At 73.6% G+C, this 24,923-nt stretch carries 23 protein-coding genes; 7 read left to right on the forward strand and 16 right to left on the reverse strand.

The window, feature by feature from the left end:
• Positions 1-73: 73 nt before the first annotated feature.
• Both C1N71_RS14245 and yczE read right to left on the reverse strand, forming a co-directional pair.
• Positions 74-358, reverse strand: a complete 285-nt coding sequence (locus tag C1N71_RS14245; RefSeq protein ID WP_137757018.1) for an HU family DNA-binding protein — start codon at positions 356-358, stop codon at positions 74-76.
• A 216-nt stretch (positions 359-574) separates the two neighbouring features.
• Positions 575-1,315 (reverse strand): membrane protein YczE, encoded by a 741-nt coding sequence (gene yczE, locus C1N71_RS14250; protein ID WP_254678025.1) that lies wholly within the window; start codon positions 1,313-1,315, stop codon positions 575-577.
• A 96-nt stretch (positions 1,316-1,411) separates the two neighbouring features.
• On the opposite strand from yczE, the gene yczR reads away from it, so the two are divergent.
• The gene (gene yczR / locus C1N71_RS14255) at positions 1,412-2,815 is read left to right on the forward strand and encodes a MocR-like transcription factor YczR (RefSeq protein ID WP_137757019.1); all 1,404 of its coding nucleotides are present in this window, start codon (positions 1,412-1,414) and stop codon (positions 2,813-2,815) included.
• Between the two features lie 7 nt (positions 2,816-2,822).
• On the opposite strand, the gene C1N71_RS14260 is transcribed toward yczR, so the two are convergent.
• Positions 2,823-4,406: a hypothetical protein gene (locus C1N71_RS14260; protein WP_137757020.1), complete on the reverse strand. Its 1,584-nt coding sequence runs from the start codon at positions 4,404-4,406 to the stop codon at positions 2,823-2,825.
• A 111-nt stretch (positions 4,407-4,517) separates the two neighbouring features.
• Between C1N71_RS14260 and C1N71_RS14265 the strand changes: the two genes are divergently transcribed.
• Positions 4,518-5,006: a hypothetical protein gene (locus C1N71_RS14265; protein ID WP_137757021.1), complete on the forward strand. Its 489-nt coding sequence runs from the start codon at positions 4,518-4,520 to the stop codon at positions 5,004-5,006.
• 25 nt (positions 5,007-5,031) lie between these two features.
• Positions 5,032-5,571: a YaeQ family protein gene (locus tag C1N71_RS14270; protein ID WP_137757022.1), complete on the forward strand. Its 540-nt coding sequence runs from the start codon at positions 5,032-5,034 to the stop codon at positions 5,569-5,571.
• An 84-nt stretch (positions 5,572-5,655) separates the two neighbouring features.
• Here C1N71_RS14270 and rpsN read toward each other — a convergent pair whose 3' ends face one another.
• From rpsN to C1N71_RS14330, 12 genes are all read right to left on the reverse strand, one after another.
• A complete protein-coding gene (rpsN, locus tag C1N71_RS14275; protein ID WP_137757023.1) occupies positions 5,656-5,961 on the reverse strand; it encodes a 30S ribosomal protein S14 in 306 nt (101 codons plus the stop codon).
• Between the two features lies 1 nt (position 5,962).
• Positions 5,963-6,133: a 50S ribosomal protein L33 gene (gene rpmG, locus C1N71_RS14280; protein WP_092503806.1), complete on the reverse strand. Its 171-nt coding sequence runs from the start codon at positions 6,131-6,133 to the stop codon at positions 5,963-5,965.
• Positions 6,133-6,369: a 50S ribosomal protein L28 gene (gene rpmB / locus C1N71_RS14285; RefSeq protein WP_137757024.1), complete on the reverse strand. Its 237-nt coding sequence runs from the start codon at positions 6,367-6,369 to the stop codon at positions 6,133-6,135. Before rpmB ends, rpmG begins: the two co-directional genes overlap by 1 nt.
• A 170-nt stretch (positions 6,370-6,539) precedes the next feature.
• The gene (locus C1N71_RS14290; RefSeq protein WP_137757025.1) at positions 6,540-7,535 is read right to left on the reverse strand and encodes a magnesium and cobalt transport protein CorA; all 996 of its coding nucleotides are present in this window, start codon (positions 7,533-7,535) and stop codon (positions 6,540-6,542) included.
• A 330-nt stretch (positions 7,536-7,865) separates the two neighbouring features.
• Complete coding sequence (locus C1N71_RS15085) at positions 7,866-8,357, reverse strand: GNAT family N-acetyltransferase (protein WP_175414249.1); 492 nt, start codon at positions 8,355-8,357, stop codon at positions 7,866-7,868.
• A gap of 118 nt (positions 8,358-8,475) precedes the next feature.
• Entirely contained in the window at positions 8,476-9,108 is a 633-nt protein-coding gene (locus tag C1N71_RS15090) for a hypothetical protein (protein WP_175414250.1), read from the reverse strand.
• Positions 9,109-9,115: 7 nt separating this feature from the next.
• On the reverse strand, positions 9,116-9,919 hold the full coding sequence (gene map, locus C1N71_RS14305; protein ID WP_137757027.1) for a type I methionyl aminopeptidase: 804 nt from the start codon (positions 9,917-9,919) through the stop codon (positions 9,116-9,118).
• Positions 9,916-10,317, reverse strand: coding sequence for a Fur family transcriptional regulator (locus C1N71_RS14310; protein WP_175414251.1), 402 nt, complete (start codon positions 10,315-10,317; stop codon positions 9,916-9,918). The genes map and C1N71_RS14310 overlap by 4 nt, the downstream gene beginning before the upstream one ends.
• Positions 10,314-11,135: a metal ABC transporter permease gene (locus tag C1N71_RS14315; RefSeq protein ID WP_137757028.1), complete on the reverse strand. Its 822-nt coding sequence runs from the start codon at positions 11,133-11,135 to the stop codon at positions 10,314-10,316. The genes C1N71_RS14310 and C1N71_RS14315 overlap by 4 nt, the downstream gene beginning before the upstream one ends.
• Positions 11,132-11,986 carry a metal ABC transporter permease gene (locus C1N71_RS14320; RefSeq protein WP_137757029.1) on the reverse strand — a complete coding sequence of 285 codons (855 nt, stop codon included), beginning with the start codon at positions 11,984-11,986 and terminating at the stop codon, positions 11,132-11,134. Before C1N71_RS14320 ends, C1N71_RS14315 begins: the two co-directional genes overlap by 4 nt.
• Positions 11,987-11,988: 2 nt before the next feature.
• Positions 11,989-12,768, reverse strand: a complete 780-nt coding sequence (locus C1N71_RS14325) for a metal ABC transporter ATP-binding protein (RefSeq protein WP_137757030.1) — start codon at positions 12,766-12,768, stop codon at positions 11,989-11,991.
• Positions 12,769-13,812: a metal ABC transporter substrate-binding protein gene (locus tag C1N71_RS14330; protein ID WP_137757031.1), complete on the reverse strand. Its 1,044-nt coding sequence runs from the start codon at positions 13,810-13,812 to the stop codon at positions 12,769-12,771.
• A gap of 107 nt (positions 13,813-13,919) precedes the next feature.
• Here C1N71_RS14330 and C1N71_RS14335 point away from each other — a divergent pair, with 107 nt between their 5' ends.
• From C1N71_RS14335 to C1N71_RS14350, 4 genes are read left to right on the forward strand one after another with little or no spacing between them, the layout of a single operon-like run.
• Complete coding sequence (locus C1N71_RS14335; protein WP_175414252.1) at positions 13,920-14,414, forward strand: MarR family winged helix-turn-helix transcriptional regulator; 495 nt, start codon at positions 13,920-13,922, stop codon at positions 14,412-14,414.
• Positions 14,415-14,448: 34 nt separating this feature from the next.
• On the forward strand, positions 14,449-14,871 hold the full coding sequence (locus C1N71_RS14340; protein ID WP_137757032.1) for an organic hydroperoxide resistance protein: 423 nt from the start codon (positions 14,449-14,451) through the stop codon (positions 14,869-14,871).
• Entirely contained in the window at positions 14,871-15,320 is a 450-nt protein-coding gene (locus C1N71_RS14345; protein WP_137757033.1) for a DoxX family protein, read from the forward strand. The genes C1N71_RS14340 and C1N71_RS14345 overlap by 1 nt, the downstream gene beginning before the upstream one ends.
• A gap of 33 nt (positions 15,321-15,353) precedes the next feature.
• The gene (locus tag C1N71_RS14350; protein WP_137757034.1) at positions 15,354-16,331 is read left to right on the forward strand and encodes a zinc-binding dehydrogenase; all 978 of its coding nucleotides are present in this window, start codon (positions 15,354-15,356) and stop codon (positions 16,329-16,331) included.
• A gap of 68 nt (positions 16,332-16,399) precedes the next feature.
• Here C1N71_RS14350 and C1N71_RS14355 read toward each other — a convergent pair whose 3' ends face one another.
• The gene (locus tag C1N71_RS14355) at positions 16,400-24,847 is read right to left on the reverse strand and encodes an SdrD B-like domain-containing protein (RefSeq protein ID WP_137757035.1); all 8,448 of its coding nucleotides are present in this window, start codon (positions 24,845-24,847) and stop codon (positions 16,400-16,402) included.
• Between the last annotated feature and the right edge of the window lie 76 nt (positions 24,848-24,923).

A 24,923-nucleotide genomic window follows, 5' to 3' on the forward strand; every position in this document is an offset into this window, starting at 1 on the left:
GCGCGCTGCCCGACGCGCGACGAGGGCCCCCGACCTCGCGGTCGGGGGCCCTCGTGCGCTGCGAGGCGCGTGACTACTTGACGGCAGCCTTGAGCTTCGAGCCAGCGGTCAGCTTGACGCGGTGGCCGGCAGCGATCTTGATCTCCTCGCCCGTCTGCGGGTTGCGGCCCGTGCGGGCGGCGGTCGCGGTGCGCTCCGCGGTCATGAAGCCGGGGATCGACACCTTGTCGCCCTTGGCGACGGCGCCCGAGATCTCGGCGAACAGCGCGTCGAGCACAGCGCCGACGGTGGCCTGGCTGGCGTCGGTCGACGCCGCGATCTTCGCGACGAGCGTGGTCTTGTTGATGGTCTCTGCCATGGTGTCCTCCTGGACTCGTTCCTGCCCCGCCAGGGCGGGTCGTGCACGGCGGCCGCAGGCAGTGCCCGGGCCGCATCGCCACGGTACCCGCGCGGCGGGCGCGCACCGTGCAGGCTGGCCCGACACGCCGAGGAATCCGCGTGATTCCGCGGGATTCAGGGTCGATTCGTGGCAATCCGGCCCGATCGGGGCCGTCCATGCATCTCGTCGGTCGGGTCAGCCGGCCGTCGGCAGCGCCGCCACGCGCGCCGCCTCCCGGGCCTCCGCAGCGCTGCGACGACGCTCGAACCACGGCAGGGCGCGGCCGACGAGCGGGCCGACGCCGAACGCGAAGACGAGCGTGCCGACGCCGACCGGACCGCCGAGCAGCAGGCCGACGACGAGCACGGATCCCTCGATGAGGGTGCGGACGACCCAGATCGGCCAGCCCGTGACGCGCACGACGCCCGTCATGAGCCCGTCGCGCGGCCCGGGGCCGAAGCGGGCGGTGATGTACATGCCGGTCGCGACGGCGAGCGTGACGAGACCGACGAGGAAGAGCGGGGCGCGGAACCACCACGTCGCGGGATCCGCGGTCGGCACGGGCGGGACGATCGCGAGCGTGAGCTCGGCGAACGGTCCCACGAGCAGGCCGTTGAGCAACGTGCCGACGCCGACGCGCTGGCGCAGCGGGATCCACAGCAGCAGCACGACGACGGAGGTGAGCACGATGACGAGCCCGAACCCGAGCCCCGTCTGCCGCTGGATGCCGAGCGTGAGCACGTCCCACGGCGAGACGCCGATCTCGGCGCGCACCATGAGCGCGATCCCCACGCCGTAGAGCCACAGGCCCACGACGAGCTGCACGAGCCGGCGGCCGACGTCGCGACGCGACACCGCCTCGATCGGCAGCACCATGCGCATGAGCCATCGCGACATCGCGAGACGACGGCGTGCGGAGGCGGCGGAGCGGGGCATGCATGTCAGCATGCGCGAGCAGTGGCCCGGGATGCGCGAGCCACCCACGACGAGGTGGCTCGTGCACGGCGGTCCACTCGCGGGCATGATGGTGCGATGGGATCTCGACTCGGTCGCCAGCTCGGAGAGTGGTACCAGGGCGGCGCCGTGGCGCAGTCGCTCTCGGACCGCATCCGCATGCTCATCCTCGACGGCCGCCTCACGGTGGGCGAGCGCGTGCCGAGCGAGCGCGCCCTCGCCGCCGAGATCGGCCGCTCGCGGGCGACGGTCACGAAGGCGTACGAGACGCTCGCGGACGCCGGCTACCTCGCGCGGCTCCACGGCTCGGGCACGCGCGTCGCGCTCCCCCACCGCTCCGCGACCCGCGTGCCGGCACCGACCGACGACGTCATCGACCTCACGATCGCCTCGGTCGGGTCGACGCCGGGCCTGCACGCGGCGACGGTGCGTGCGCTCGACCGCCTCGCATCGCTGCTCGGCACCCCCGGCTACTCGCTCGACGGGCTGCCGGAGCTGCGCGAGCGCATCGCTGCCCGCTACGCCGAGCGCGGCCTGCCGACCGACCCGTCGCAGATCGTCGTCACGAGCGGCGCCATGCATGCGCTCACCCTCATCACGGCGGCGTTCGGCGAGCGCGGCCGCGCGGCGATCGTCGAGCAGCCCACGTTCCCGCACGCCATGGAGGCGCTGCGCCGGGTCGGCATGCGCCTCGTGCCCACGCCCGTCACGCCCGAGGGGTGGGACCTCGCGCACCTCGCCGGCCGCATCCGCGAGACGAGGCCCGGCATCGTCTACACGATCGCCGACCTGCACAACCCGACCGGGGCGACGATGCCCGACCTCGAGCGCGCGAAGCTCGCGGCGACCGCTCGCAGCGTCGGGGCGCTCGTGATCGTCGACGAGACGTGCGTCGAGCTCGACGTCGACCGCGGCTGGACGCCGCATCCGTTCGCGGCGCACGGCCCCGCCATCAGCATCGGGTCGATGTCGAAGCTCGCGTGGGGCGGGCTGCGCATCGGCTGGATCCGCGCCGAGGCCCAGCACGTCGAGCGGCTGCTCGCGGTGCGGCCGTCGTTCGACCTCGGCAGCCCGCTGCTCGAGCAGTGCATCGCGACGGAGCTCCTCGACGACATGGACGGGCTGCTCGAGCACACGCGCAGGCGGCTCACCGCCGGTCGCGCCTCGGTGCGTGCCGGCGTCGCGGCCCACCTGCCCGGCGTCACGTTGCCCGAGGTCCCCGGCGGCCTCGCCGCATGGGTCGACCTGGGCGCACCGGTGTCGACGAGCCTCTCGCTCGCCGCGCGCGAGCACGGCCTGCTGCTGCCGCCCGGGCCGCGGTTCACCGCGACGGGCGTGCTCGACCGCTTCGCGCGCATCCCGATCACGTGGGAGCCCGAGGTGATGGATGCCGCGATGGAGCGGCTGGGCATGGCGTGGCAGGACCTGCGCGCCGGCTCGACCCCGCGGGCGACGGCGTACGAGGAGCGCGCGATCGTCTGAGTCGCCGTCAGGCGGGCGGCGGCACCCGCGTGCCGGGCTGCGGGGGCGGCGGACCGGGCGCGACCCACCGATCCGCGTCCGTCGCGGCGGCAGGCACGAGCTCGTCTGCGACCACGAGCGTCGCGCCTCGCGCCGCTCCCAGGCCGACGACCACGAGCGGCGCGAGCACGACGCCGACGGGCAGCGTCGTCGCGAGGGCGATCATGCCCGCCGACGCCCCGCCGCCCAGCGCCGCCGACAGCGTCGAGAGCTGCAGCACGATGCTCGACTCCTCGGTGACCGCGAGCACGCGCGCCGGTTCGAGCGCCTGCGCGTTCGTCGCGGCGAGCACCGCGAAGCTCGCGAGCGCCGCCAAGGCGAGCAGGCGGCCGTCGAGCCGACCGGCACGGCGCATCCCGGCGACGAGCAGCGTGAGCGCGACCAGCAGCGGCACCGAGACGACGACGGTGGGCACGAGCGGCAGCGTGCCGAGCTCGAGCTCGAGGCGGCGCGCGAAGACCGACGCGACGAGCGGGGTGGCCGTCACGAGCAGCGCCGGCGCGAACGGGACGAGGAGCCATCCGCTCGCGGCACCGAGCGGACGATGCCACGCGATGCCGATCGCGGCGGCGACCGCGAGCACGACGGCCAGCGCTGCGCCAAGGAGCGCGGGGGCCCAGGTGCCGACGGCCGCGGGCAGGAGCAGGCCGGCGACCCCGTCGATCATCCGACCTTCCGTCGCGAGCATGATCGGCATCGCGACGGCCGCGACGGCGAGCACGATCGCGACGAGACCGCCGATCGTCGCGGCGAGCGGCTGCGAGCCGGAGCGCGCCGACGGCGTCGGGGCGATGACGACCGCCGTGCGGGTGACGACGAGCAGCGCGACCACCACGAGCCCGAGCACGCCGAGGGCGACGAGGACGAGCAGGTCGAGCGCGGCGGCGTCGGCGAGGTCGAAGCGTCGGAACGCGGACTCGTAGGACGCTGCGGGGATGGTGCCGCCCGGTCCGCCTGCGAAGACGCCCGTGACGGAGGACTGCAGCGCGATCGCCGCGGTCGCCGCACCGATGCCGACCACGGCGAGCATCGTCGCCGCCGGTCGCATGCCCGCGCGCACGACCGGCACGAGCACGACGGCCGCGACGCCCGCGATCGTCGGCAGCAGCGCGGCGGTCGCCGTGCCGACGGCGCCCTGCGGCCCGATCTCGCCCGCACCCAGGGCCCACCAGGTCGCCGCCGCGAGCGGCATCGGCAGGACGAGCAGCGCAGCGGCGCCGATGCGCGCGGCGAGCGCGCCGAGCGCGAGCGCCTGCGCGATCGGGATCGCCACGAGGGTGCCGGCGAGCACCGCGGGGACCACCTGGACGACGCCCGCGAACGCGAGTCCGCCCGCCACCGACAGCACGCCCGACCAGTTCGCCGCGCCCCCGGCGATCGGACCGGACGGCTCGCCGACGGTCGTCGCGCGCACGAGCGTGTCGAGCGCGGGCCAGCCGATGCAGACGAGCGTCGCGAGCAGCATCGGCAGGACGAGCAGGGCGCCGAGGACGCGACCTCGCGGATCGCTCGCGGCTGCGGGAGCGGGCGGGGTGGGGTGCACGGTCGTCACGTCGGGCCTCCTGTGCCCGTGAGCGTAGGTAGTCGCCCTGGATGCGCCCTCCGCGGAGGCGGCACGGCCGGGCATCGGACGTGCATGGCACGGCGGCGTAGGCTCGCGCGGATGACGACCCGCTCCCGCACGATCCAGGCGCTCGCCGCCGTCGCGCTCCTCCCGGCGCTGTTCCTGGCCGGGTGCGCGAGCGACGAGGAGTCGACGCCGAGCACGACCGCGACCGCCTCGGCGCAGCCCAGCGCGGCGCCGAGCGCCGAGGCCTCCCAGGCGCCGGCGATCACGCCGGGCGCGACGGCCGAGATGCTCGCTGGCACCTCGTGGTTCGGCACCGCCGAGGGCGTGGCCGAGGTCACCTTCACCTTCGGCGCCGACGGCACGGTCGACTTCACGAGCTTCAACGGCGATCCCTCCGACGTGCCCGGCGACGTCTGGAGCGTCGACGGGTCGACGCTCACCCTGACGATGTCGCAGCTGCAGTCGCCCTCCGGCGCGATCGTCGACATCGTGTTCACGGGCACGGCGGCGACGGGCGGCATGGAGCTCACCGGCACGGACGGCACGGGCGCGACGTACGCCATGACGATCGTGCAGCTCTGACGCGGTGCGCACCTAGGCTCGATGCATGGCCATCGGCGCGACCATCCACACGTTCGACGTGGCGCTGGCGGACGTGGATCGCGGCGTCTACGAGGACGTGTCGTTCAAGGTCGCGCAGCACCCGTCGGAGACGCTCGCGTTCCTGACGACGCGCGTGCTCGCCTTCCTGCTCGAGCACGAGGAGGGCATCGCGTTCGGCGACTCGCTCTCGGGCGGCGACGAGCCCGCCGTGCTCGTGCGCGACCTCACCGGCGCGCTCGTCGCGTGGATCGAGGTCGGCGCGCCCGAGGCCGAGCGCATCCACCGCGGCAGCATGGCCGCCGAGCGATGCGCCGTCTACACGCATCGGGACCCCGAGAAGGTCGCCGCGCGCTGGTCCGGCAAGCGCATCCACCGCGCCGAGCACGTGCGGCTCGTGTCCTTCGACGACGGCTTCGTGGATGCGGTCGCCGATGCCATCGCGCGGCGCACGACCATGACGCTGTCGCGCACCGAGGGCGTGCTCTACGCCGAGGTGAACGGCACGGCGCTGTCGAGCGCCGTGCACGAGCGGACCGCGGCCTGACGGCATCCCGTGCAAGGCACGACGAAGGCCCCCGACCGTCAGGTCGGGGGCCTTCGTGCTGCCGTGGTCGGCGGATTCCGGTGCCTACCAGCTCGACTTGGTCACGCCGGGCAGCTCGCCGCGGTGCGCCATCATGCGGAAGCGGACACGCGAGATGCCGTACTCGCCGACGTGGCCGCGGGGGCGGCCGTCGATGGCGTCGCGCTTGCGCACGCGCACGGGCGAGGCGTCGCGGGGCAGCTTCTGCAGGCCCAGGCGGGCCTCCTCGCGCTGCTCGTCGGTGCTGCTCGGGTCCACGAGCGCCTTCTTCAGGGCGGCACGCTTCTCGGCGTAGCGAGCGACGATGACCTTCCGCTGCTCGTTCTTCGCGATCATGCTCTTCTTGGCCATGTCAGCGCTCCTCTCGGAACTCGACGTGCTTGCGCACGACGGGGTCGTACTTCTTGAGCACGAGACGGTCGGGGTTGTTGCGACGGTTCTTCTTCGTCACGTAGGTGTAGCCGGTGCCAGCGGTCGAGCGGAGCTTGATGATCGGACGGACGTCCTGCGCCTTCTTGGCCATCAGAGCTTCACCCCCTTCTTCTGGAGGTCACGGACGACGGCCTCGATGCCACGAGCGTCGATCACCTTGATGCCCTTCGCCGAGAGCGTCAGCGTGACGTTCTTGCGGAGCGAGGGGACGTAGTACGTCTTCTTCTGCACGTTCGGGTCGAAGCGGCGCTTCGTCCGGCGGTGCGAGTGCGAGATGTTGTGCCCGAAGCCGGGGACGGCTCCAGTCACCTGGCACACTGCTGCCATGGTTCCTCCAGGGGTACCGTGAGGCCGGAAGGCCCCACCCAAGATCACTTGCCTGCGCGCGCAGTCCTCACCCGGAGGAGAGCTTGCGGAGCGCCGTGCGACGATGCCGCACAAACGACCATCCTACGACACGCCCGGGGCGCGGCGCCACCACGGCGTGGCGCGCGCGGTCAGAGCCAGCGCTTCAGGCGGAAGACGGCGTACAGCGCCGCGCTCGTCGCGACCATGAGGCCGATGGCGAACGGGTAGCCGAACGTCCAGTGCAGCTCGGGCATGCGATCGAAGTTCATGCCGTACACGCCGGCGACCAGGCTCGGCGCGAAGAGGATCGCCGCCCATCCCGAGATCTTCTTCACGCTCTCGTTCTGCGCGAGCGCCGTCTCCGTATGCCGCTCGGTGACGAGCGTCGCGTTGACGGTGAGCGCGTTGTGCAGCACCGAGCGGAACGACGCCACCTTCTCCTGCACGCGGATGACGTGGTCGACGACGTCGCGCAGGGCACGCCGCAGCTCGACCTCGCCGCCCTCCTCCGCGGTGGAGCGCAGCGACTCGACCATCGCCTCGAGCGGCGTCGTCGCACGTTGGAAGGCGACTACCTCGCGCGCGAGCTCGTAGATGCGGCGCGCGAGCCCGTGCTCGCCGCCCTGGAAGAGCGCGTCGTCGATCTCGTCGATGTCGTCCTGCAGCCCCGCGACGACGGGCCCGTAGTCGTCGACCACCTGGTCGAGGATCGCGTAGAGCACCGCGGCGGGGCCGAGCCGCAGCAGCTCGGGGCTCGCCTCCATGCGCGCGCGGACCGCGGCGAGGTCGGGGCCCTCCGCATGCCGCACCGTGACGACGAAGTCCGCGCCGACGAAGACGTGCAGCTCGCCGAACTCCACCGCCTCGTGCGCGTCGAGGTACCGTGCGGGACGCAGCACGACGAACAGCGAGTCGCCGTAGCGCTCGAGCTTCGCGCGCTGGTGCCCCTCGAGCGCGTCCTCGACCGCGAGTGGATGCAGCGACAGCTCGGCCGCGACCTCCTGCAGCTCCTCGGCGGTGGGACGCAGCAGGCCGATCCACGCCATGCCGGATGCGGCGCGCATGTGCTCGAAGGTCTGCTCGAGGCTCGACGGGTCGTCGATGCGGCGACCGTCGACGTAGACGGCGTTGTCGATGATGGGCACGCCTCATCATGCCCTCAGGCCGATCGTTCCTCGCGGATCCCTCACGGTCTTCGTGCGTCCCCGGCGGGCGGAGCCGGCGGACGCTGCGGCGGCGGGATCGCTTGCGGCAGGGTCGGCTGCGGCAGGGTCGGCTGCGGCGGGGTCGGCTGCGGCGCTCGCTGCTGCGGCGGCACGGGCCGCTGCCGCGCCGACGACCACGGCGGGCTCGAGGCACGGCGGTCATGACGCTCCCGGATCGGACGCGTCACGCTCCCGTGCGTCTTCGCCGTGCGTCGACGACGTCCGCGCACCGCGTGTGCAGGCAGCGAGTGCTGCGCGAGCGCGATCGCCTCAGCCCGCGAGCTCGCGGCGCATGACCCAGCGCGGCGCGCCTCCGGAGCGCGACGTCGTCTCGGCCGCACGCTCGAAGCCCGCGCGCTCGAAGAGGGTCGTCGAGCCGACGTAGGCGAACGCCGACGACACCCGCCCGGACGCGGCGTCGATCGGGTAGCCCTCCACGACGCGCGCACCCTCGGCCTCGGCGAATGCGACCGCGCCGGCGAGCAGGTGGTCGGCGACGCCACGACGACGGAACGGCGCGCGCACCACGAAGCAGACGATGCTCCACGCGTCCTCGTCGAGCATCGGGATCGAGCGCGAGCGCATGAGGCGATGGTGCTGGATCCGCGGCGCGACCGAGCACCAGCCGGCCGCCTCGCCGTCGACGAGGGCGACGACGCCCGGCGCGCGCCCCTCCTGTACCGCCGCAGGCGCGCGGGGCGCGCGGCGCCCTCGAGCGCGCGGAACTCGGCGTTCGGGATCCTCGTCGACAGGCACCAGCACGCGGGCGCGTCGGGGTTCGCGGGCGCGAGCACCGCATCGACGACGTCGAAGCGGTCGGTCGTCGCCGGCACGACCTCGATCGACGCGCCATCGTCGAGGGTCGTGCGCATGGCGTGCATCACGGTCCGAACTCCCGTCGCACCTCGGCGACGCCCTCGAGCTGCTCCTGGAGCGCGGCGTGCAGTCGGAGCCCCTCGGCGATCCAACCCTCGTGGTCCCGCACCTCGTCGTCGACGTCGCGTGCGAGCCACCACTCGTTCCAGGCGACGAGCTCGGTGACGAGGCGCGGAGCGAGTCCGAGGCCGTCCGCATCGCGCAGGTGGTACTCGTCGCTGAAGCTCTCCCACAACGGCACGCCGCTCACCCACTCGGGGAGCATGCGAAGGACGCGCCGCCCGTCGGGCAGCATGAGCGGCCTGCCGTCGCGACTGCGCGCCGACAGCAGCCGATCCTGCATGTCGCCGCGACGCCGCCACTCCTCCTGCGTCCGCGGCACCTGGTGGTAGTCCATGCCCGAGAGCCAGACGAGCCCCTGCGTGCCGCGCTCGTCGGTCGACACGAGCGCGAGCGACCACAGGCGCGCGTCGCCGGCGAGCCTCGCAGCATCGTCGAGCACGCGCTCGATCGACCGTGCGTCGACGACGTCGAGCGTCGTCGTGGCGAAGCCTGCGCCCTCGAACAGGTGCAGCCGGTAGCGCGGGTCGGCGCGCTCCCACGTCGACGTGCGCTCGTCGACCGCGACGATGCGCATGTGCGCCTCAGGCCGCCTGCGTCGGCGCGGCGGGCGGCACCTCGTCGGCGCGCCGTGTGAGCACGACGGGGCCGTCCTCGGTGATCGCGACGGTGTGCTCGGAGTGCGCGGTGCGCGAGCCGTCGGCCGAGCGCAGCGTCCAGCCGTCGGCATCCATGCGGAGCTCGTCGGTGCCAGCCATGACCCACGGCTCGATCGCGAGCAGCAGGCCCGGGCGCAGCGCGTAGCCGCGACCGGGCGCGCCGTCGTTCGCGACGTGCGGGTCCTGGTGCATCGTCGAGCCGATGCCGTGGCCGCCGAACTGGCCGTTGATGCGGAAGCCCGCGCCGCGCAGCACCTCCCCGATCGCATGGCTCACGTCGCCGATGCGGTTGCCGACCTGCGCGTGCGCGATGCCCGCCTCGAGGGCGACGCGCGTGGCGTCGACCATCGCGACGTCCTCAGGGCGCGTGCCGCCGACGCCGAACGTCAGCGCCGAGTCGCACGCCCAGCCGTCGACGATCACCGCGATGTCGAGCGTGAGCAGCTCGCCCTTCCGCAGCGCTCGGTCATAGGGCAGCCCGTGCAGCACGGCGTCTTCGACGGACGTGCAGATGTGGTGGCCGAAGGGTCCGCGACCGAACGACGGCGCGTAGTCGACGTAGCAGGAGGTGGCGCCGGCGTCGCGGATCATCTCGGCAGCCCACTCGTCGATCTCGAGCAGGTTCGTGCCGGGCACGACGCGCGACTGGATCGTGGAGAGGATGCGGCCGACGAGCTCGCCCGCAGGCTTCGCCGCCTCGACCTCGCGCGGCGAGAGGATCTCGATCATGCTGCGCCTCCTGCCGGATGCCGATCGCAGATGCCGGTGATCTCGATGGTGTGGTGGGGATCGGTGTAGCCGTGGCGGGCGGCGACCTCGCGCGTCCACGCCTCCACGGGGTCGGCCTCGAGCTCGACGGTGCGCCCGCACTCGCGGCAGATGAGGTGGTGGTGGTGCGTCGGCGTGCACGCGCGGTAGACGGTCTCGCCGTCGTGCTGCACGGCGTCGGCCGCGCCGTCCTGCTCGAGCGTCGCGAGCGCGCGGTAGACCGTGGCGAGCCCGACGGTCGACCCGCCCTCGCGCATCGTCGCGTGCAGCGCCTGCGCCGACACGAAGCCGTCGGCGGCGTCGAGCGCCTCGCGCACGGCCTCCCGCTGCTTCGTGGATCGTCGGCGCACGTCGGTCATGATGCGACCACGCTACCCGCCTGGGCCCGCGCGTCGCGGCGCTGCGGCACGAGGTGCACGAGCCCGACGACCGCGGCGGCGATGAGCGTGATGGCGCCGCCGGCCGACACCGACCACGCGCGGGAGACGAGGAGCCCGGCGACGGCGCACGCGATGCCGATCGCCGGCGCGAGCCACAGCATCGCCGTCGCCGAGCGCACGAGTCGCCGTGCCGCGGCGGCGGGCGCGACGATGAGGCCGACCGCGAGGATGGCGCCGAGCGCGGGCATGATCGCGACGACGGTCGCGGCGATGAGCGCGAGCGCGACCGCCTCGGCGCGCGCGGGAGCGAGCCCTGCGGCGCGGAAGCCCGTCTCGTCGAACGACGCGAACAGCAGGTGCCTGCCGTAGAGCGCGAGCACGACGATCGCGACGACGAGCACGATGGCCGTGAGGACGAGGTCCGCCTGGGTCGTCGCGAGGATCGTGCCGGTGAGGAAGGAGCCGACGTCGACGGGCACGTGCGCGGCCGTCTCGGCGAACGATCCGACCGCGAAGCCCGCGGTGAGCATGATGCCCGAGGCGACGGCGGAGCCCTGCGTGGGGATGCGGCCGACGAGCGTCGCGACGAGCACGAGCGCGACGGCGGTCACGGCGGCGCCGAGCGGGATGGAGACGCCGAGGATCGCCGCGAGCACTGCGCCCGGGAAGGTCGCGTGCGTCAGCGACATCGTGAAGAAGGCGCGACCGCGCAGCACGACGAGCACGCCGACGAGGCCTGCGAGCGCACCCGCGAGGCCCGCCTCGAGCAGGGCCCGCGTGAAGTAGTCGAGGCTCATGCGATCGCCCTCCGCGCCAGCGCACCCTCGCGCACGGCGCCGACGGCCAGCGCGACGAGGTAGGCGGCGAGCATCGTGAGGGCGACGATCGACGACGGCGAGGCCTGCACGCCGCCGCTCGAGGCGGCGAACGCGATCGCCATCCCGAGCCACGACGCGAGCGCCGCGATGCCGGTCGCGACGAGCGCACCGGGCACGACGCGGCGCGTCAGCGCGCGGGATGCGGCAGCCGGCACGATCAGCACCGCGAGCACGAGGAGCGTGCCGACGGCGGCGGACGCCGCGACCACGACGAGCGCGACCGCGACGTTCGCGACGACGTCGGTGCCGCGCACGGGCACGCCCGCGATGCGCGCCGCCTGCTCGTCGAACGCCCGCAGCACCTGCCAGCGCCACGTGGCGACGATGCCCGCGACCGCGAGGGCGACGAGGCCGACCGAGATCGCGAGCTGCGCATCCGTCACCGTGAGCAGGCTGCCGAAGAAGAACGACTCCATCTGCCCCGCCCACTCCGAGCGCAGCGAGACGAGCACGACGCCGAGCGAGAAGCAGGCGGTGAGCACGATCGCGACGCCCGTCTCGGTGCCGGTGCGCCTCGCGACGGCGACGAGCACGAGCGCTGCGACGATCGCAGCGACGAGCGCGCCGGGCAGGATGCCGCCCGCGCCCGCGACGACGAAGCCGATCACGAGCCCGGGGAAGACGGCGTGCGTCAGGCCGTCGGAGGCGAACTCGAGCCTGCGGAGGTTCACGATCGTGCCGACCGTGCCAGCGGCGACGGCGAGCACGAGCAGCAGCACGAGCGGCCGCAGCATGAACGGCAGCTGGAACGGGGTGACGAGGTCGAGCACCGTCAGCGCTCGTCGTGGTCGCGGTGCTCGACGTGGCCGTGCTCGGCGGCGTGGTGCTCCGCCGTCGCGAGCGTGTGCCCGTCGATCTCGACCGCGTGGTGCTCGAACGTGGCGCGCACCTGCTCGAGCGTGAGGACGCACGCGGTGTCGTCGAACGCGACCTGCTCGCGGTCGACGAGCAGCGTCCGCTCGCACACGGCGCGCGCGAGCTCGAGGTCGTGCGTCGTCACGACGAGGCCGACGCCGCGAGCCTTGAGCCGCTCGATCGCGTCGAGCAGCGACTGCCTGCTCGCCGCGTCGAGCCCGTTGAAGGGCTCGTCGAGGAGGAGGAGCGCCGGCTCGCCGGCGATCGCGCGGGCGAGGAGGCCGCGGCGCTGCTGGCCGCCGGAGAGGTCGCCGAAGCGCGCCTTCCGGTGCGCCGTGAGCCGCACGGTGTCGAGCGCCGCCGCGACGGCCTCGCGGTCGGCGCGACCGGGCCAGCGCAGCCCCAGGCGCGCGATGCGCCCCTGCATGACGACCTGCTCGAGGGAGATGGGGAAGGCGGGGTCCGTCGTCGTCGACTGGGCGAGCATGCCGATGGCGCCGGCGCCCGTCGGCACCTCGAATCGATCGGCGTCGTGCGGCACGAGCCCCAGCAGCCCGTCGAGCAGCGTCGACTTGCCGGCGCCGTTCGGTCCGACGAGCGCGACCGCCTCCCCCGGCTCGACCGCGAAGGTCACCCCGGACAGCACCGTGCGCCCTCCCCTGCGGAAGGACGCACGATCGACGCGGACGATGCTCACCTACGCGAGGCTATCCGGCACGGGCAGCGGCTCGACGCCCCACGACTCGACGATGAGCGTGACGTTGTGGATGACGCTGCCGACGTACGTCGCGCCGGGGGTGCCCTCGGCGCCCAGCGAGTCGGCGTAGAGGGCATCCTCGCCCGAGTAGACCTCGACGTCGGCCTCCGACGCGATCGTCTGCGCGATCTGGGGATCGATGCTCGTCTCCGAGAAGACGGCGCGCACGCCGGAGTCGCGGATGGCGGCGACGAGGGCGTCGATGTCGGCGGCACTCGGCTCGGCGTTGTCGTCGAAGGAGGGCATGACCGAGCCGACGATCGTGATGCCGGTCGCCTCGGCCAGGTACGAGAACGTGTCGTGGTTCGTCACGAGCAGTCGCTGCTCGGCGGGCACCTGCTCGATGGAGGCGTGCACCCACTCGTCGAGCGCCTCGAGCTGCGCGACGTAGTCGGCGGTCGACGCCTCGATCGCAGCCGCGTCCGCCGGGTCGGCGGCGGCGAGCGCGGCGCCGATCGTCTCGGCCATGTGCACGACCTGGTGCGGGTCGCTCCACACGTGCGGGTCGGTGCCGCCGTGGTCGTGGTCGTCGTGGCCATCCGAGGCAGTCGCCTCGTCGGCGTGCTCCTCCTCGGCGTGCTCGTCGTCGCCGTGGTCGTGCGCCTCGCCCTCGTGCAGGTGCACGTCGGCCGAGGCGTCGACGAGCTCGCCGTCGAAGCCCGACGCCTCGATGGTGTCGTCGAGCCACTCCTCGAGCCCCGCACCATTGATGACGAGCACGTCGGCGTTCGCGAGCGCGGTGAGCGCCTCGGGCGTCGGGTCGTACGAGTGCGCGGACTGGCCCGGCTGCAGCAGCTGCGTCACCTGGGCGTCGTCGCCGACGATCTCGCGCACGACGTCGCCCATCTGCGTCGTCGTCGCGACGACGCGCAGCGTGCCGTCGCCGGCGCCGGCGCCGGCGGACGTCGAGCAGCCCGCGAGGGCCACGGCGGACGCGGCGAGGGCGACGACGGGCAGGACGAGGCGCGAGGAGCGACGGGGCATGGCTCCACGCTACGCGCGAATGAGAACCGTTGTCAAAGCGACGCACGCTCGGGTTCGCCGCCGCGAGATAGGTTGTGCACAATCGAAATCCGTGCCACGGTGGAGGCATGGCCGTGACCGACGAGATGGTGTGCTTCGCGCTCTACGCGTCGACGCGCGCCACGACGCAGGCGTACCGGGCGCTGCTCGAGCCGTGGGGCCTCACGTATCCGCAGTACCTCGTGCTCGTCACGCTGTGGATCGAGGGGCCGCAGACCGTCCGCTCGCTCGGCGAGCGCATGCAGCTCGACAGCGGCACCCTCTCCCCCCTGCTGCGGCGCATGGAGGAGGACGGCCTCGTCGAGCGGTCCCGCCGGGACGACGACGGACGCGTCGTCGACGTGCGCCCCACCGAGCGCGGCCTCGCACTGCGGGGCGAGCTCGCCCACGTGCCCACGACGATCGCGAGTGCCATGGGCATCGCCGACGCCGACGACGGGCAGGCGCTGCTCGACCGCATCCACGCCGTCACCGACTCGCTGCAGCGGCACGCAGCACAGCGCTCGACGGACCAGCGCTCGACGGAGCAGCGCTCGACGACGCAGCGCTCGACGACCGCCTGACCCGACCGAACCACCGATCCCGAGGAGGACCACCATGGACGTGCTCTACACCGCAGAGGCGCTGTCGACCGGCGCCGGCAGGAACGGTCGCGTCACGACGCCCGACGGGCGCCTCGCGCTCGACATGGCCGTGCCGAAGGACATGGGCGGCTCGGGCGAGGGGTCCAACCCCGAGCAGCTCTTCGCCGCCGGCTACGCCGCGTGCTTCCACTCCGCCCTGCAGGGCGTCGCCCGGGCGCAGAAGGTCGCCATCGCCGACTCGAGCGTCGGCGCACGCGTGCACATCGGCCCGAACGGCGACGGCGGCTACGGCCTCGCCGTCGAGCTCGAGGTCGTCATCCCCGAGCTGCCGCACGACCAGGCGCAGGCGCTCGCCGACGCCGCCCACCAGGTGTGCCCCTACTCGAACGCGACGCGCGGCAACATCGACGTCACGGTCACCGTGACGGACGACTGATGGCCGATCGCTCGGCCGCGCGGCACGGCCGGCGCCCGGCGCAGACCGTGCTGCGCGTCCTGCTCGGCGTCGCGCTCGCCGGCGCGGGCATCGCGCACCTCACCGTCGCCCGCGACGAGTTCCAGGCGCAGGTCCCCGACGTCGTGCCGCTCGATCCCGACGTGACGGTCGTCGCGTCCGGTGTCGTCGAGATCGCGCTCGGCACGGCGCTCGTCGCCGCGAGGCGGCGCCGCATCGCCGTCGGCCTCGCCACCGCCGCGTTCTTCGTCGCCATCTTCCCCGGCAACGTCGCGCAGTGGGTGCACGGTCGCGACGGATTCGGCCTCGACACCGATCAGGCGCGCCTCGGCCGCCTCTTCCTCCAGCCCGTCCTCGTCGCCGCAGCCCTGTGGTCGACGGGCGCCGGCCACGCGATCGCCGAGCGCATCCGCGCCCGCCGCGCTCGCTGAGCCACTCATCCATCACCGCAGAGGAGCTGCATCATGCGTGCGATCGTGCACGAGACCTTCGGCGAGCCCGCCGACGTCCTGACCATCGGCGAGCGCCCCACGCCGGAGCCCGGCCCCGGGCAGGCGCGCGTGCGCGTGCTGCTCGCGACCATCCACAACCATGACCTGTGGACCGTCCGCGGCACCTACGGCGTGCGACCCGAGCTGCCCGCCGTCGCCGGCACCGAGGCCGTCGGCATCGTCGACGCGCTCGGCGAGGGCGTCGACCGCGTCGCCGTCGGCGACCGCGTCGTCATCGGCGGCGCGCCCGGCGCGTGGGCCGAGCAGGTCGTCGTCGACGCCCGCGGGCTCGTCCCCGCACCCGAGGGCATGCCCGACGAGGCCGCCGCGCAGCTCGTCGCGATGCCGTTCAGCGCCGTGAGCCTGCTGCACTCCCTCCACCTCGAGCCCGGGCAGTGGATCGTGCAGAACGCGGCCAACGGCGCCGTCGGCCGCATGGTCGCGCAGCTCGCCGTCGCCCGGGGCATCCACGTCGTCGGACTCGTCCGCCGCACGGCCGCGATCGAGGAGCTGCGCGAGGCGGGCATCGAGGGCATCGTCGCGACCGACGAGGAGGGATGGCGGGATCGCGTCGCGGCCCTCACGGGCGGCGCGCCGATCGTCGCGGGCGTCGACTCGGTCGGCGGCGCCGCGGCCGGCGAGGTGCTCTCGGTGCTCGGCGAGGGCGGCACGCTCGTCGCGTTCGGCGCGATGGGCGACGCGACGATGGAGCTCTCCTCCGGCGACCTCATCTTCAAGCAGGCCACGGTGCGCGGCTTCTGGGGCGCCGTCGTGAGCCGCACGATGGATGCGGACACGCGCGCGACGCTCTTCGCCGAGCTCGGCGCGCGCATCGCCGACGGCTCGCTCACGCTGCCGGTGTCGAGCATCCACGGCTTCGACGACGTGACGGACGCCGTGCGCGCGAGCCTCACGCCCGGCCGCGTCGGCAAGGTGCTGCTGCGTCCCTGAGCGACCCCGCACGCCGCTCGAGGGGCCCGATCCGTGCGGATCGGGCCCCTCGAGCGTGCTGCGGCCGGCTACGCGCGTCGGCGGCGCAGCAGCAGGAGCGCGCCTGCGAGGAGCAGCAGCAGCGTGCCCCCGAGCAGGCCGAGCGGCAGCTCGGCACCCGTCTGCGGCAGCGCCACTCCCGGCGCCGGCGCCACGATCGGCGGCAGCGCGAGCGGGAAGTCCGCCGTGAGCACCGACTCGCCGGGCCCGACGGTCACGGCGATCTCGGCCGTGCCCTGCGTCACCTCGTAGCCCTCGGGCACCGTCGACAGGTCGATCCGCACGACGTAGTCGCCCGGGGCGACGTCCTCGAACAGGTAGCGACCGTCGGCGTCGGTGACCGTCTCGGCCACGACGTTCCCCTGCGCGTCGACGAGCTGCACGGTGACGCCCTCGATGCCGGGCTCGCCCGCGTCCTGCACGCCGTCGCGGTCCTCGTCGTGGAAGACGGTGTCGCCGACCTGGCCGGTGGGCACGAGGCCGTGCTCCACCGTGCCGACGCCGCCGACAGGCACCTGCACGACGACCGAGGCGGGCGTCGAGCCGACGAGGTGCGGCGGCACGGTGTCGAGGTCGACCCGCACCGTCCAGTCGCCCGCGGGCACGTTCGGCAGGGTCCAGCTGCCGTCCTCGCCCGTCACGACCGTGAGCTCGACGGGGCCGAGGGGGCCGTCCCACGTCACGATCACGGTGACGCCCGAGATGCCCGGCTCGCCCTCGTCGCGCACGCCGTCGCCGTCCTCGTCGACCCACACGACGCCCGAGAGCGACTGCGTGCCGACGACCGCGAAGTCGACGTCGTCACGCGCCTCGCCCGGGCCGACGGGCGCGAACGTCTCGGTGGCGTCACCGCCGTCGAGGTCGCTCGACGGCGCCGTGCCTGACGGCAGGGTCGCGGGGTCGTACGACACGACCACGGGGCCCGCGGGCAGCCCGCCCACGCCGTAGTGGCCCTCGGCGTCCGTCACGACCTCGATGGCGAGATCGTCGTCGGTGCCGGGGATGCCGTCGACGCCGGGCAGGGTCACGATGACCGTGACGCCGCCCACGCCGGGCTCGCGCTCGCCCTGCACGCCGTCGCCGTCCACGTCGAGCCAGATCGTGTCGCCGACGCTCGCGTCGCCCACGAAGCCGAAGTCCTGGTCGAGGTCCTGCTGCCCGGGCTCGAGCGTCAGGCTCGATCCGAGCTCGCCACCGTCGGGGTCCGCGGAGGCCACGAGTCCGGCGGGCACGCCCGCGAGCGACACCTGGAACTCGCCGGCGGGCAGCCCGCCGACGGCGTAGGAGCCGTCGTCGGCGACCGTCGTCGTCCACGTGCGGTCGTCGTCGGTGCCGACGACACCGTCCGGGCCGGCCCAGACGATCGTCACCACGACGCCCTCGAGCCCGGGCTCGCCGGCGTCGCGCTCGCCGTCACCGTCGAGGTCGAGCCACACCAGGTCGCCGATGACGCCGGATCCGGCGAAGCCGAAGTCCTGGTCGAGGCGGACGAGGCCCGTCTCGTCGTCGAGCGTGACGACGCTCGTGCCGTCGGGGTCGACCGTGTCGCCGGCGTCGACCGTGGGCGCGAGTCCGGCGGGGATGCCCTCGCCCACCTCGACGGCGTACGTGCCGGTGGGCAGGCCCGTGAGCAGGTAGCGACCGTCGGCGTCCGTCGGCAGGGTCGGCAGCACGACGTCGTCGGCCGTGCCGCGCTCGCCGTCCGGGCCGAACCAGGTCACGATCGTCTCGACGCCGGCCAGGCGCGGCTCGCCCGGCTCGTCGACGCCGTCGGCGTCGTCGTCCCACCAGATGGTGTCGCCGAGCGCGCCGGCGCCCTGGTAGCCGAAGTCGAGGTCGAGGCGCTCGCGCGCGTCGCCGTCGAGCACGAAGGACGCGGTGGAGTCCGCGCCGCCGTCGGGGTCGGTGACGTTCGTGGCCGTGCCGACGACGCCGTCGACGACGCGCACGACGTAGGCGCCGTCGGGCAGCCCGTCGAAGCGGTACGCGCCGTTCGCGTCCGTCGTGGAGACGAAGACGAGGTCGTCGTCGCTCGGCACGCCGTCGCGGCCGAGCCACGTGAGCTCCACCTGCTGGCCGGGCACGCCCGGCTCGCGGTCGCCCTGCACGCCGTCGCCGTCGAGGTCGAGCCACACGAGGTCGCCGACGACGCCGTCGCCGCGGTAGCCGAAGTCGGCGGTGTCGTGCGCCTCGCCCTCGTCGAGCGTGACGAGCGTGGAGCCGTCGGGGGTGCCGTCCTCGTCGAACGTCGCCACGAGGCCCGCGGGCAGCGTGGAGGCGTCGATGCGCACGCGGTAGTCGCCGGCCGGCAGGCCGTCGAAGCCGTAGGCGCCGTCGACGTCCGTCGTCGTCGCGAAGGTGACGTCGTCGTCGGTGCCGAGCATGCCGTCCATGCCCGCCCAGTCGACGAGCACCGTCACGCCGCCGAGGCCGTGCTCGGCGTCGCCCTGCTCGCCGTCGCCGTCCTGGTCGAGCCAGATGAGATCGCCGAGGGAGGCGGAGCCGCGGACGCCGAAGTCGACGTCGGTGCGCGCGTCGCCTGCGGCGAGCTGCAGCGTCGCGGTGCCGTCGGCGACCTCGTCGAGGTCGTGCGTCCAGGTCACGCCCGGCGGGAGGGTCGACGCGTCGACCGCCACCGTGACGGTGCCCGCGGGCAGGCCCGTGAAGGCGTACGCGCCGTTCGCATCCGTGATCGTCGTGAGCACGACGTCCTCGAGGCCCTCGCGCACGATCGTGAGCGTGACCGTGACGCCGGGGAGGCCGGGCTCGCCGGCGCTCTGCGCGCCGTCGCCGTCGAGGTCGAGCCACACGAGGTCGCCGACCGAGGCCGAGCCGCGGTAGCCGAAGTCCTGCAGCAGCGAGCCCGTGGCGCCGAGCTCGACGACCGAGACGCCCGGCGTGCCGGTGCCGTCGAAGTCGAACGTCGGCTCGACCCCGTCGGGCAGGCCCGCGCCGATCGTCACGGTCCACGTGCCCTCGACGACCTCGGTGAAGAGGTAGTCGCCGTTCGCGTCCGTCGTCGTCGTGAAGGTGAGGCCGTTGGGACCGGTCGCCGTCACGGCGACGCCCTCGAGGCCGGGCTCGCTCGGATCCTGCACGCCGTCGCCGTCGAGGTCGAGCCAGACGCGGTCGCCGAGGACGACCTCGGCGCGGTAGCCGAAGTCGACCGTGTCGAGCGCCTCGCCGTCGCCGAGCGTGTCGGCAGCGGCGGAGTCGCCCTCCTCGCCGTCGGCGGCATCCGGGTCGAACGTGTTCGTGACGCCCGCCGGCAGCGCGCCGGTGACGCGCACGACGTACTCGCCGGCCGGCAGGTTCGCGAAGCCGTAGATGCCGTCGTCGCCCGTGGTCGTCGTGAAGGTCGAGACCTCGCCCGACGGGCCCGTGAAGGTCAGCTCGACCGTCACGCCGACGAGGCCGGGCTCGCCGGCGTCCTGCACGCCGTCGCCATCCTGGTCGAGCCAGATGCGGTCGCCGATCGAGCCGCTGCCTGCGAAGCCGAAGTCGAGGTCGAGGTCGCTCGGCGCGGCAGCGGAGAGCGTCGTGGTCGACGTGAGGTCGAGGACGTCGTTCGACACGGCCGAGACCTGCTCGTACGACTGCAGCGAGTCGCCGGGCACGACGCGCACGTCGTAGACGCCCCACGGGAGCGCGTCGAGCGTCCAGCGACCGTCCTCGCCGGTCGTCACGACCTGCACGACGTCGTCGCCGCCGCCGAGCACGCCGTCAGGGCCGAGCCACGTGACCTCGAGCCGCACGTCCGGGATGCCGGCCTCGCCTGCGTCGACCACGCCGTCGCGGTCCTGGTCGAACCAGACGAGGTCGCCGAGCGAGCCCGTGCCGCGGAAGCCGAGGTCGACGTCGCGGCGCGCCTCGGCCTCGCCGAGCGTGCCGGTCCACACGCCGTCGGCGGCACCGGTCTGGCCGGGGCCGTCCGACGAGGGCACGAGGCCGGAGCCGGCGATGGCCGCCGCGCTCTGGTCGACCGTCACGACGTACGCGCCGCCGGGGAGGTGCTCGACGAGGTAGACGCCGTTCGCGTCGGTCGTGACCGTCCACGACTCGTCGTCGCCGCCGCCGAGCACGCCGTCGGGGCCGAGGTACGTGACCGTCACCGGCACGTTCGCGAGGCGCGGCTCGTCGTCGCCGATCTCGCCGTCGCCGTCCACGTCGTACCAGAGCGTGTCGCCGATGGATGCGAGGTCGAGCTCGACCTCGACGGTGTCGTCGCCCGCGTCGTACGCGGGGTAGTCGCGGTCCGGCTCGGCCTCACGCGTCGCCTCGGGCAGGCCGAAGCCACCGGCGGCGGCGGTGTTGACGATCTCGGGACCGTCGACCTCCTGCTGCTCGTCCCAGTCGGCCGGGACGGTGACGACGTACGTCAGCGTCACGCTGCCGCCGACGGCGATGGGTCCGGCGACGAACCACGCGAGCGAGCCGTCGCTCGGGTCGCCGTCGACGAGGGTCGCGCCCTCGACGCCGGCGATCTCGTAGTCGCCGAGGCTGCCTGCGACGACCACGTCGTCGGTGATCGTGACGTCGTACGCGGGGCTCGTGCCCGAGTTGGCCACGACGATGCGGTAGGTCAGCTGCTCGCCGGGCACCGCGCGCCGCTGGGCGACCCAGGCGTCGCCGCGAGCGACGTCCTTCGCGATGGTCAGGCGGGGCTCGACGATGGTCGTCTGCGCCCGGACGGTCGGCGTCACGACGTCGGACGTCGTCGGGACCGTCGTCGGCGTCCCCGAGGTCGTGTCGGTCAGGTTCGAGCGCACGACGGCTGCGTTCCTGACCACGGTGCCTGCGGCGAGGGTGTCCGTGACGTGCGCGTCGTAGACGATGCGCACGATGCGATCGGCAGGTGCAGCCGTGACGTCGCCGATGAAGAACGCGATCCGGCGGTTCGAGCCCTCGATGACGACGGCGTCCTCATCCGCGACGGGCACGCCGTCGATCGTCCAGGACGCGAGGCCGTCGAACGCGATGCCGGACGGCAGCTGATCGACGACGGTGACGTCGAAGGACTGCGTGTCCGCGGGGATCGTGACGTCGATCGTGTACGTCAGGCTCTGACCGATCGTCGCCTGCGCGAGGTCGACCGACTTCGCCAGCGAGATCTGCGGCGCGTTCACCGAGATGCCGTTGTTGGCGGTCACGCTCGTCCCCGAGTCGCGACCGTTCGGGCCCGGCGTCGTCGTCGCCTCGATGCTCGCGGTGTTGCGCAGCGAGGAGCCGCTCGTGAGCGGGTCCGCCACGACCGACGGGATGCGCAGGTCGATGGTCTGGCCGGGCTCGAGCGTCGCGAAGGTCCAGACGATGGTGCGGGACTGCGGGTCCCACGCGCCGTCGAACGGCAGCGAGTCGGGGTCGCTCGGCGTGATGTCCGCCGGCATCTGGTCGACGACGCGCACCTCGTGCGCGACGGAGCGACCGGAGCCGTTGCCGATCGTGACGAGGTACTCGATCTCCTGGCCTGGCCGCACGCTCTGCGCGCCGCCGACGACGGACTTGGCGATCGTGACCTGCGGCTCGACGATGGTCGTCGTCGTGGTGTTCGACGACGTCGAGCCGCCGTCCCACGACAGCACCGCCGTGTTGTCGAGCCGCGTGCCGTGGGCGTTCGACGCCTCGTCGAGCACGAGGGCGGAGACGAAGATCTCGATGACGTCGTCGCCCGTGCCCGCGGGGTTCGGCTGGTCGACCGAGGTCGTGTAGGCGATCGAGCGGCCGTCGACGGTCAGCTGCCACCCGGCGGGGGCGGTCTCGAGACCGTTCACGAGCACGGTAGGCGTGTCCTGGATCTGCAGCCCGGCGGGGAGGGTGTCGCGCAGCGAGGCCCCGGCAGGCAGGGTCGTGCCCTCGGGGATCGTGGCGGTGATGACGTAGTCGACGGTCTCGCCGATCGTGGCGTCGCCCGCGCCGTTGCCGCTCTCGGTGATCGAGGTCGACTGCTCCTTCGTCACGACGGGCAGGAGGATGCGCACGGTCTCGTCGCTCGTCGTGGCGGGAGTGTACGGGACCTCGGTGCCCTGGTTCGAGACGGTGACGTAGCGGTCGATCGTCGCGACGTTCGTGAGCGCGGCGTTCGGCGCGAACGTGCTCGGCATCGTCACCGAGTAGTCGAAGGTGGCCGAGCCGCCGGCCGCGAGCGCGAAGAGCGGCCACGTGAGCACGGTGCGGCCCGCGGCGTTCGTCGAGACGGTCGCGGTGCCGGGGTTCGTCACGTCGGCCGGCGCGATGCCCGCGGGCAGCACGTCGCTCACGGCGACGTCCTCGACGGGCACGGCCGGCGCACCGGTGCCCGGCTGAGGGTTGGGGTTGGACACCGTGACGCGGTAGGAGACGACGTCGCCGCCGCGCACCGTCGACGCGCCGCCGGGCACGAGCGACTTGTCGATCGTCACGAGAGGCGCGGTGAAGACCGCGGACGCGTCGTCGCGCAGCTGCAGCACGTCGCCGACGGTGTTCCGGTACTGCAGCTTCGCGAGGTTGGCGGTGAGGTCGCCGGCCTGGCGTGCCGTCGTGTCGGTGACGGTCGTCGGGATGATCGCGACGAAGGTCTGGCTCGTGGCGGCTGCGTCCACCGTGCCGAGGGTCCAGGTGATCGTCTGGCCGTCGACCGTCGGCTGACCGGCGGGCTGCACCGAGCCGGGATAGGTGGCGGCGCCGGCCTCGTAGGCGAAGCCCGCGGGCAGGAAGTCGGTCACGACCACGTCGAGCGTGTCGAGCGCAGCGGGGAACGTCGCGGTGATGCGCCAGCAGACCCGATCGCCCACGGTGAAGGCCCCCGTCGCGGTGCGGTCCGACCAGTCGGAGGCGGCGACCGCGGCGCAGTCGAGCGTCGTGCCGGGCGCGGGCGCGTTCGCGACGTCCTTGCGCAGCTCCACGGGAGCCGTGGTCTGGCCGGCGCTCGAAGCATCGACGACGTCGAGCTGCGAGGTCGATCCGTCGTTCGCCGTGATGACGGTGGCCGTCGTCTCGAGGCTCACCTCGTTCGTCCACGAGTCGGCCGCCGACACCGGGCCCGCGCCCAGGTAGTCCGTGCGCGTGGTGGTCGTGTACGAGATCGTCTGCGTGCCGTTGCGGTCCGTGAAGCCGGGGAGGATCCACGTCACCACCTCGTGACCGTCGACCACCGCGACGGAGTGCGGCGTGTCGCTGCCCGCGAAGTCGAGGGCGGTGGGGATGGTATCGACGACCGTGATCGGACCGGTGGCGGTGGCGTACTCGCTCGACTCGACGAGCAGCGTCCACGTGCTCGTCGCACCCTGCTTCGACGTCCCCTGGTCGACCGACTTGTGGATCGACACGTCCTCGGCGATGACCTCGTGCGTCGTCGTCACCGTCCTCGCGGCGCCGAGCGTCGTGCCCGTGACGGCGACGTGGTTGACGAGCGACTGCTCGTCGGCCGTGAGCGCGCCCGTGTTGTTCTCGAGGTTCGCGGTCGAGACCTCGGGGGCGGGCAGGGCGTTCTCGCGCAGCGGGATGGCAGCGGCGTAGTCGATCCGGATCTCGGTGCGTGCGGCGAGCGTCGTCGCGACCCCCGCGGCGGCGAGGGTCGCGGTCGACCACTCCACGCGCGTGTACACGTCGAACGGCAGCGGGCCGTCCGCGCCGTCGGGGTCGACCTCCACGGTCGTCACGCTCGTCGGCGTGACGCAGGGGTTGGCGAAGCGATCGGCCGAGACCGTCGGGATGCGCCCGGAGCCCGGGTACTCCTCCGTGTCCGCGGGGCTCGCGTCGACGACGCCGCAGCCGAGGAACTCGAGGCCGGCCGGCAGGTGGTCGACGATCGAGATGCCGGACGTGGGCGTCTCGAGGTTGTTGCGCACCGTGAGCGTGTAGACGGTCGCGTGGTCCTGCACGCCGCGCAGCAGCTCGGCCTCGGCGCTCGGCTCGGACTTCGTCACCTCGAAGGCGGCGAGCTCGGTGGTGCCGGAGGCCGTGTTCGCGCCCGTCTCGCCGTCGAGGTCGGGGGCGCCGGTCGCCGTGAAGGCGGCGACGTTGCGCGGGTTCGTCGAGGCTGCCGCTGCGACGTCGACGAGGACGTCGTCGCCGATCGTGAACGTCGGCGGTGCGAGGAAGGTGACGTCGAGCCCGACGGTCGCGCCGGCGACGAGGTCGGCCACGTTCGTCCAGACGGCCAGGACGCGACCGTCGGGCAGCGTGGTGACGGTCGGCGCGGGCATGCTCTCGGATGCGGTCGCGATGCTGTCGGCGGGCGTGCCGACGGGCAGGATCGCGCGGAACGCGAGGTTGTACGCGTTCGTCGACGTCTCGTTGCTCGCCGTGAGGGTGACGGCCACGCGGTCGCCGAGGAGCGTCGTGGTCGGCACGTCCGCGCCGGCACCGATGACGATCGCTCCGACCGGCTCGGCGGCCGCCTCGGGCGCGGAGCCCGTGAGCGGCGCGACGATGGGCGAGACGACGAGGGTCGAGAGCGCGAGGGCAGCCACGAGGGCGCGCACGATGCGACGGGGCATGGGGTCTCCGAGGGCGGTCCACGGTCCAGCCAGGCCGCCGCGGAGGATCGTGCGTCAGAAGGATGACGCATGCTCA

This window comes from Agrococcus sp. SGAir0287 (assembly GCF_005484985.1).
Classification (GTDB): Bacteria; Actinomycetota; Actinomycetes; order Actinomycetales; family Microbacteriaceae; genus Agrococcus.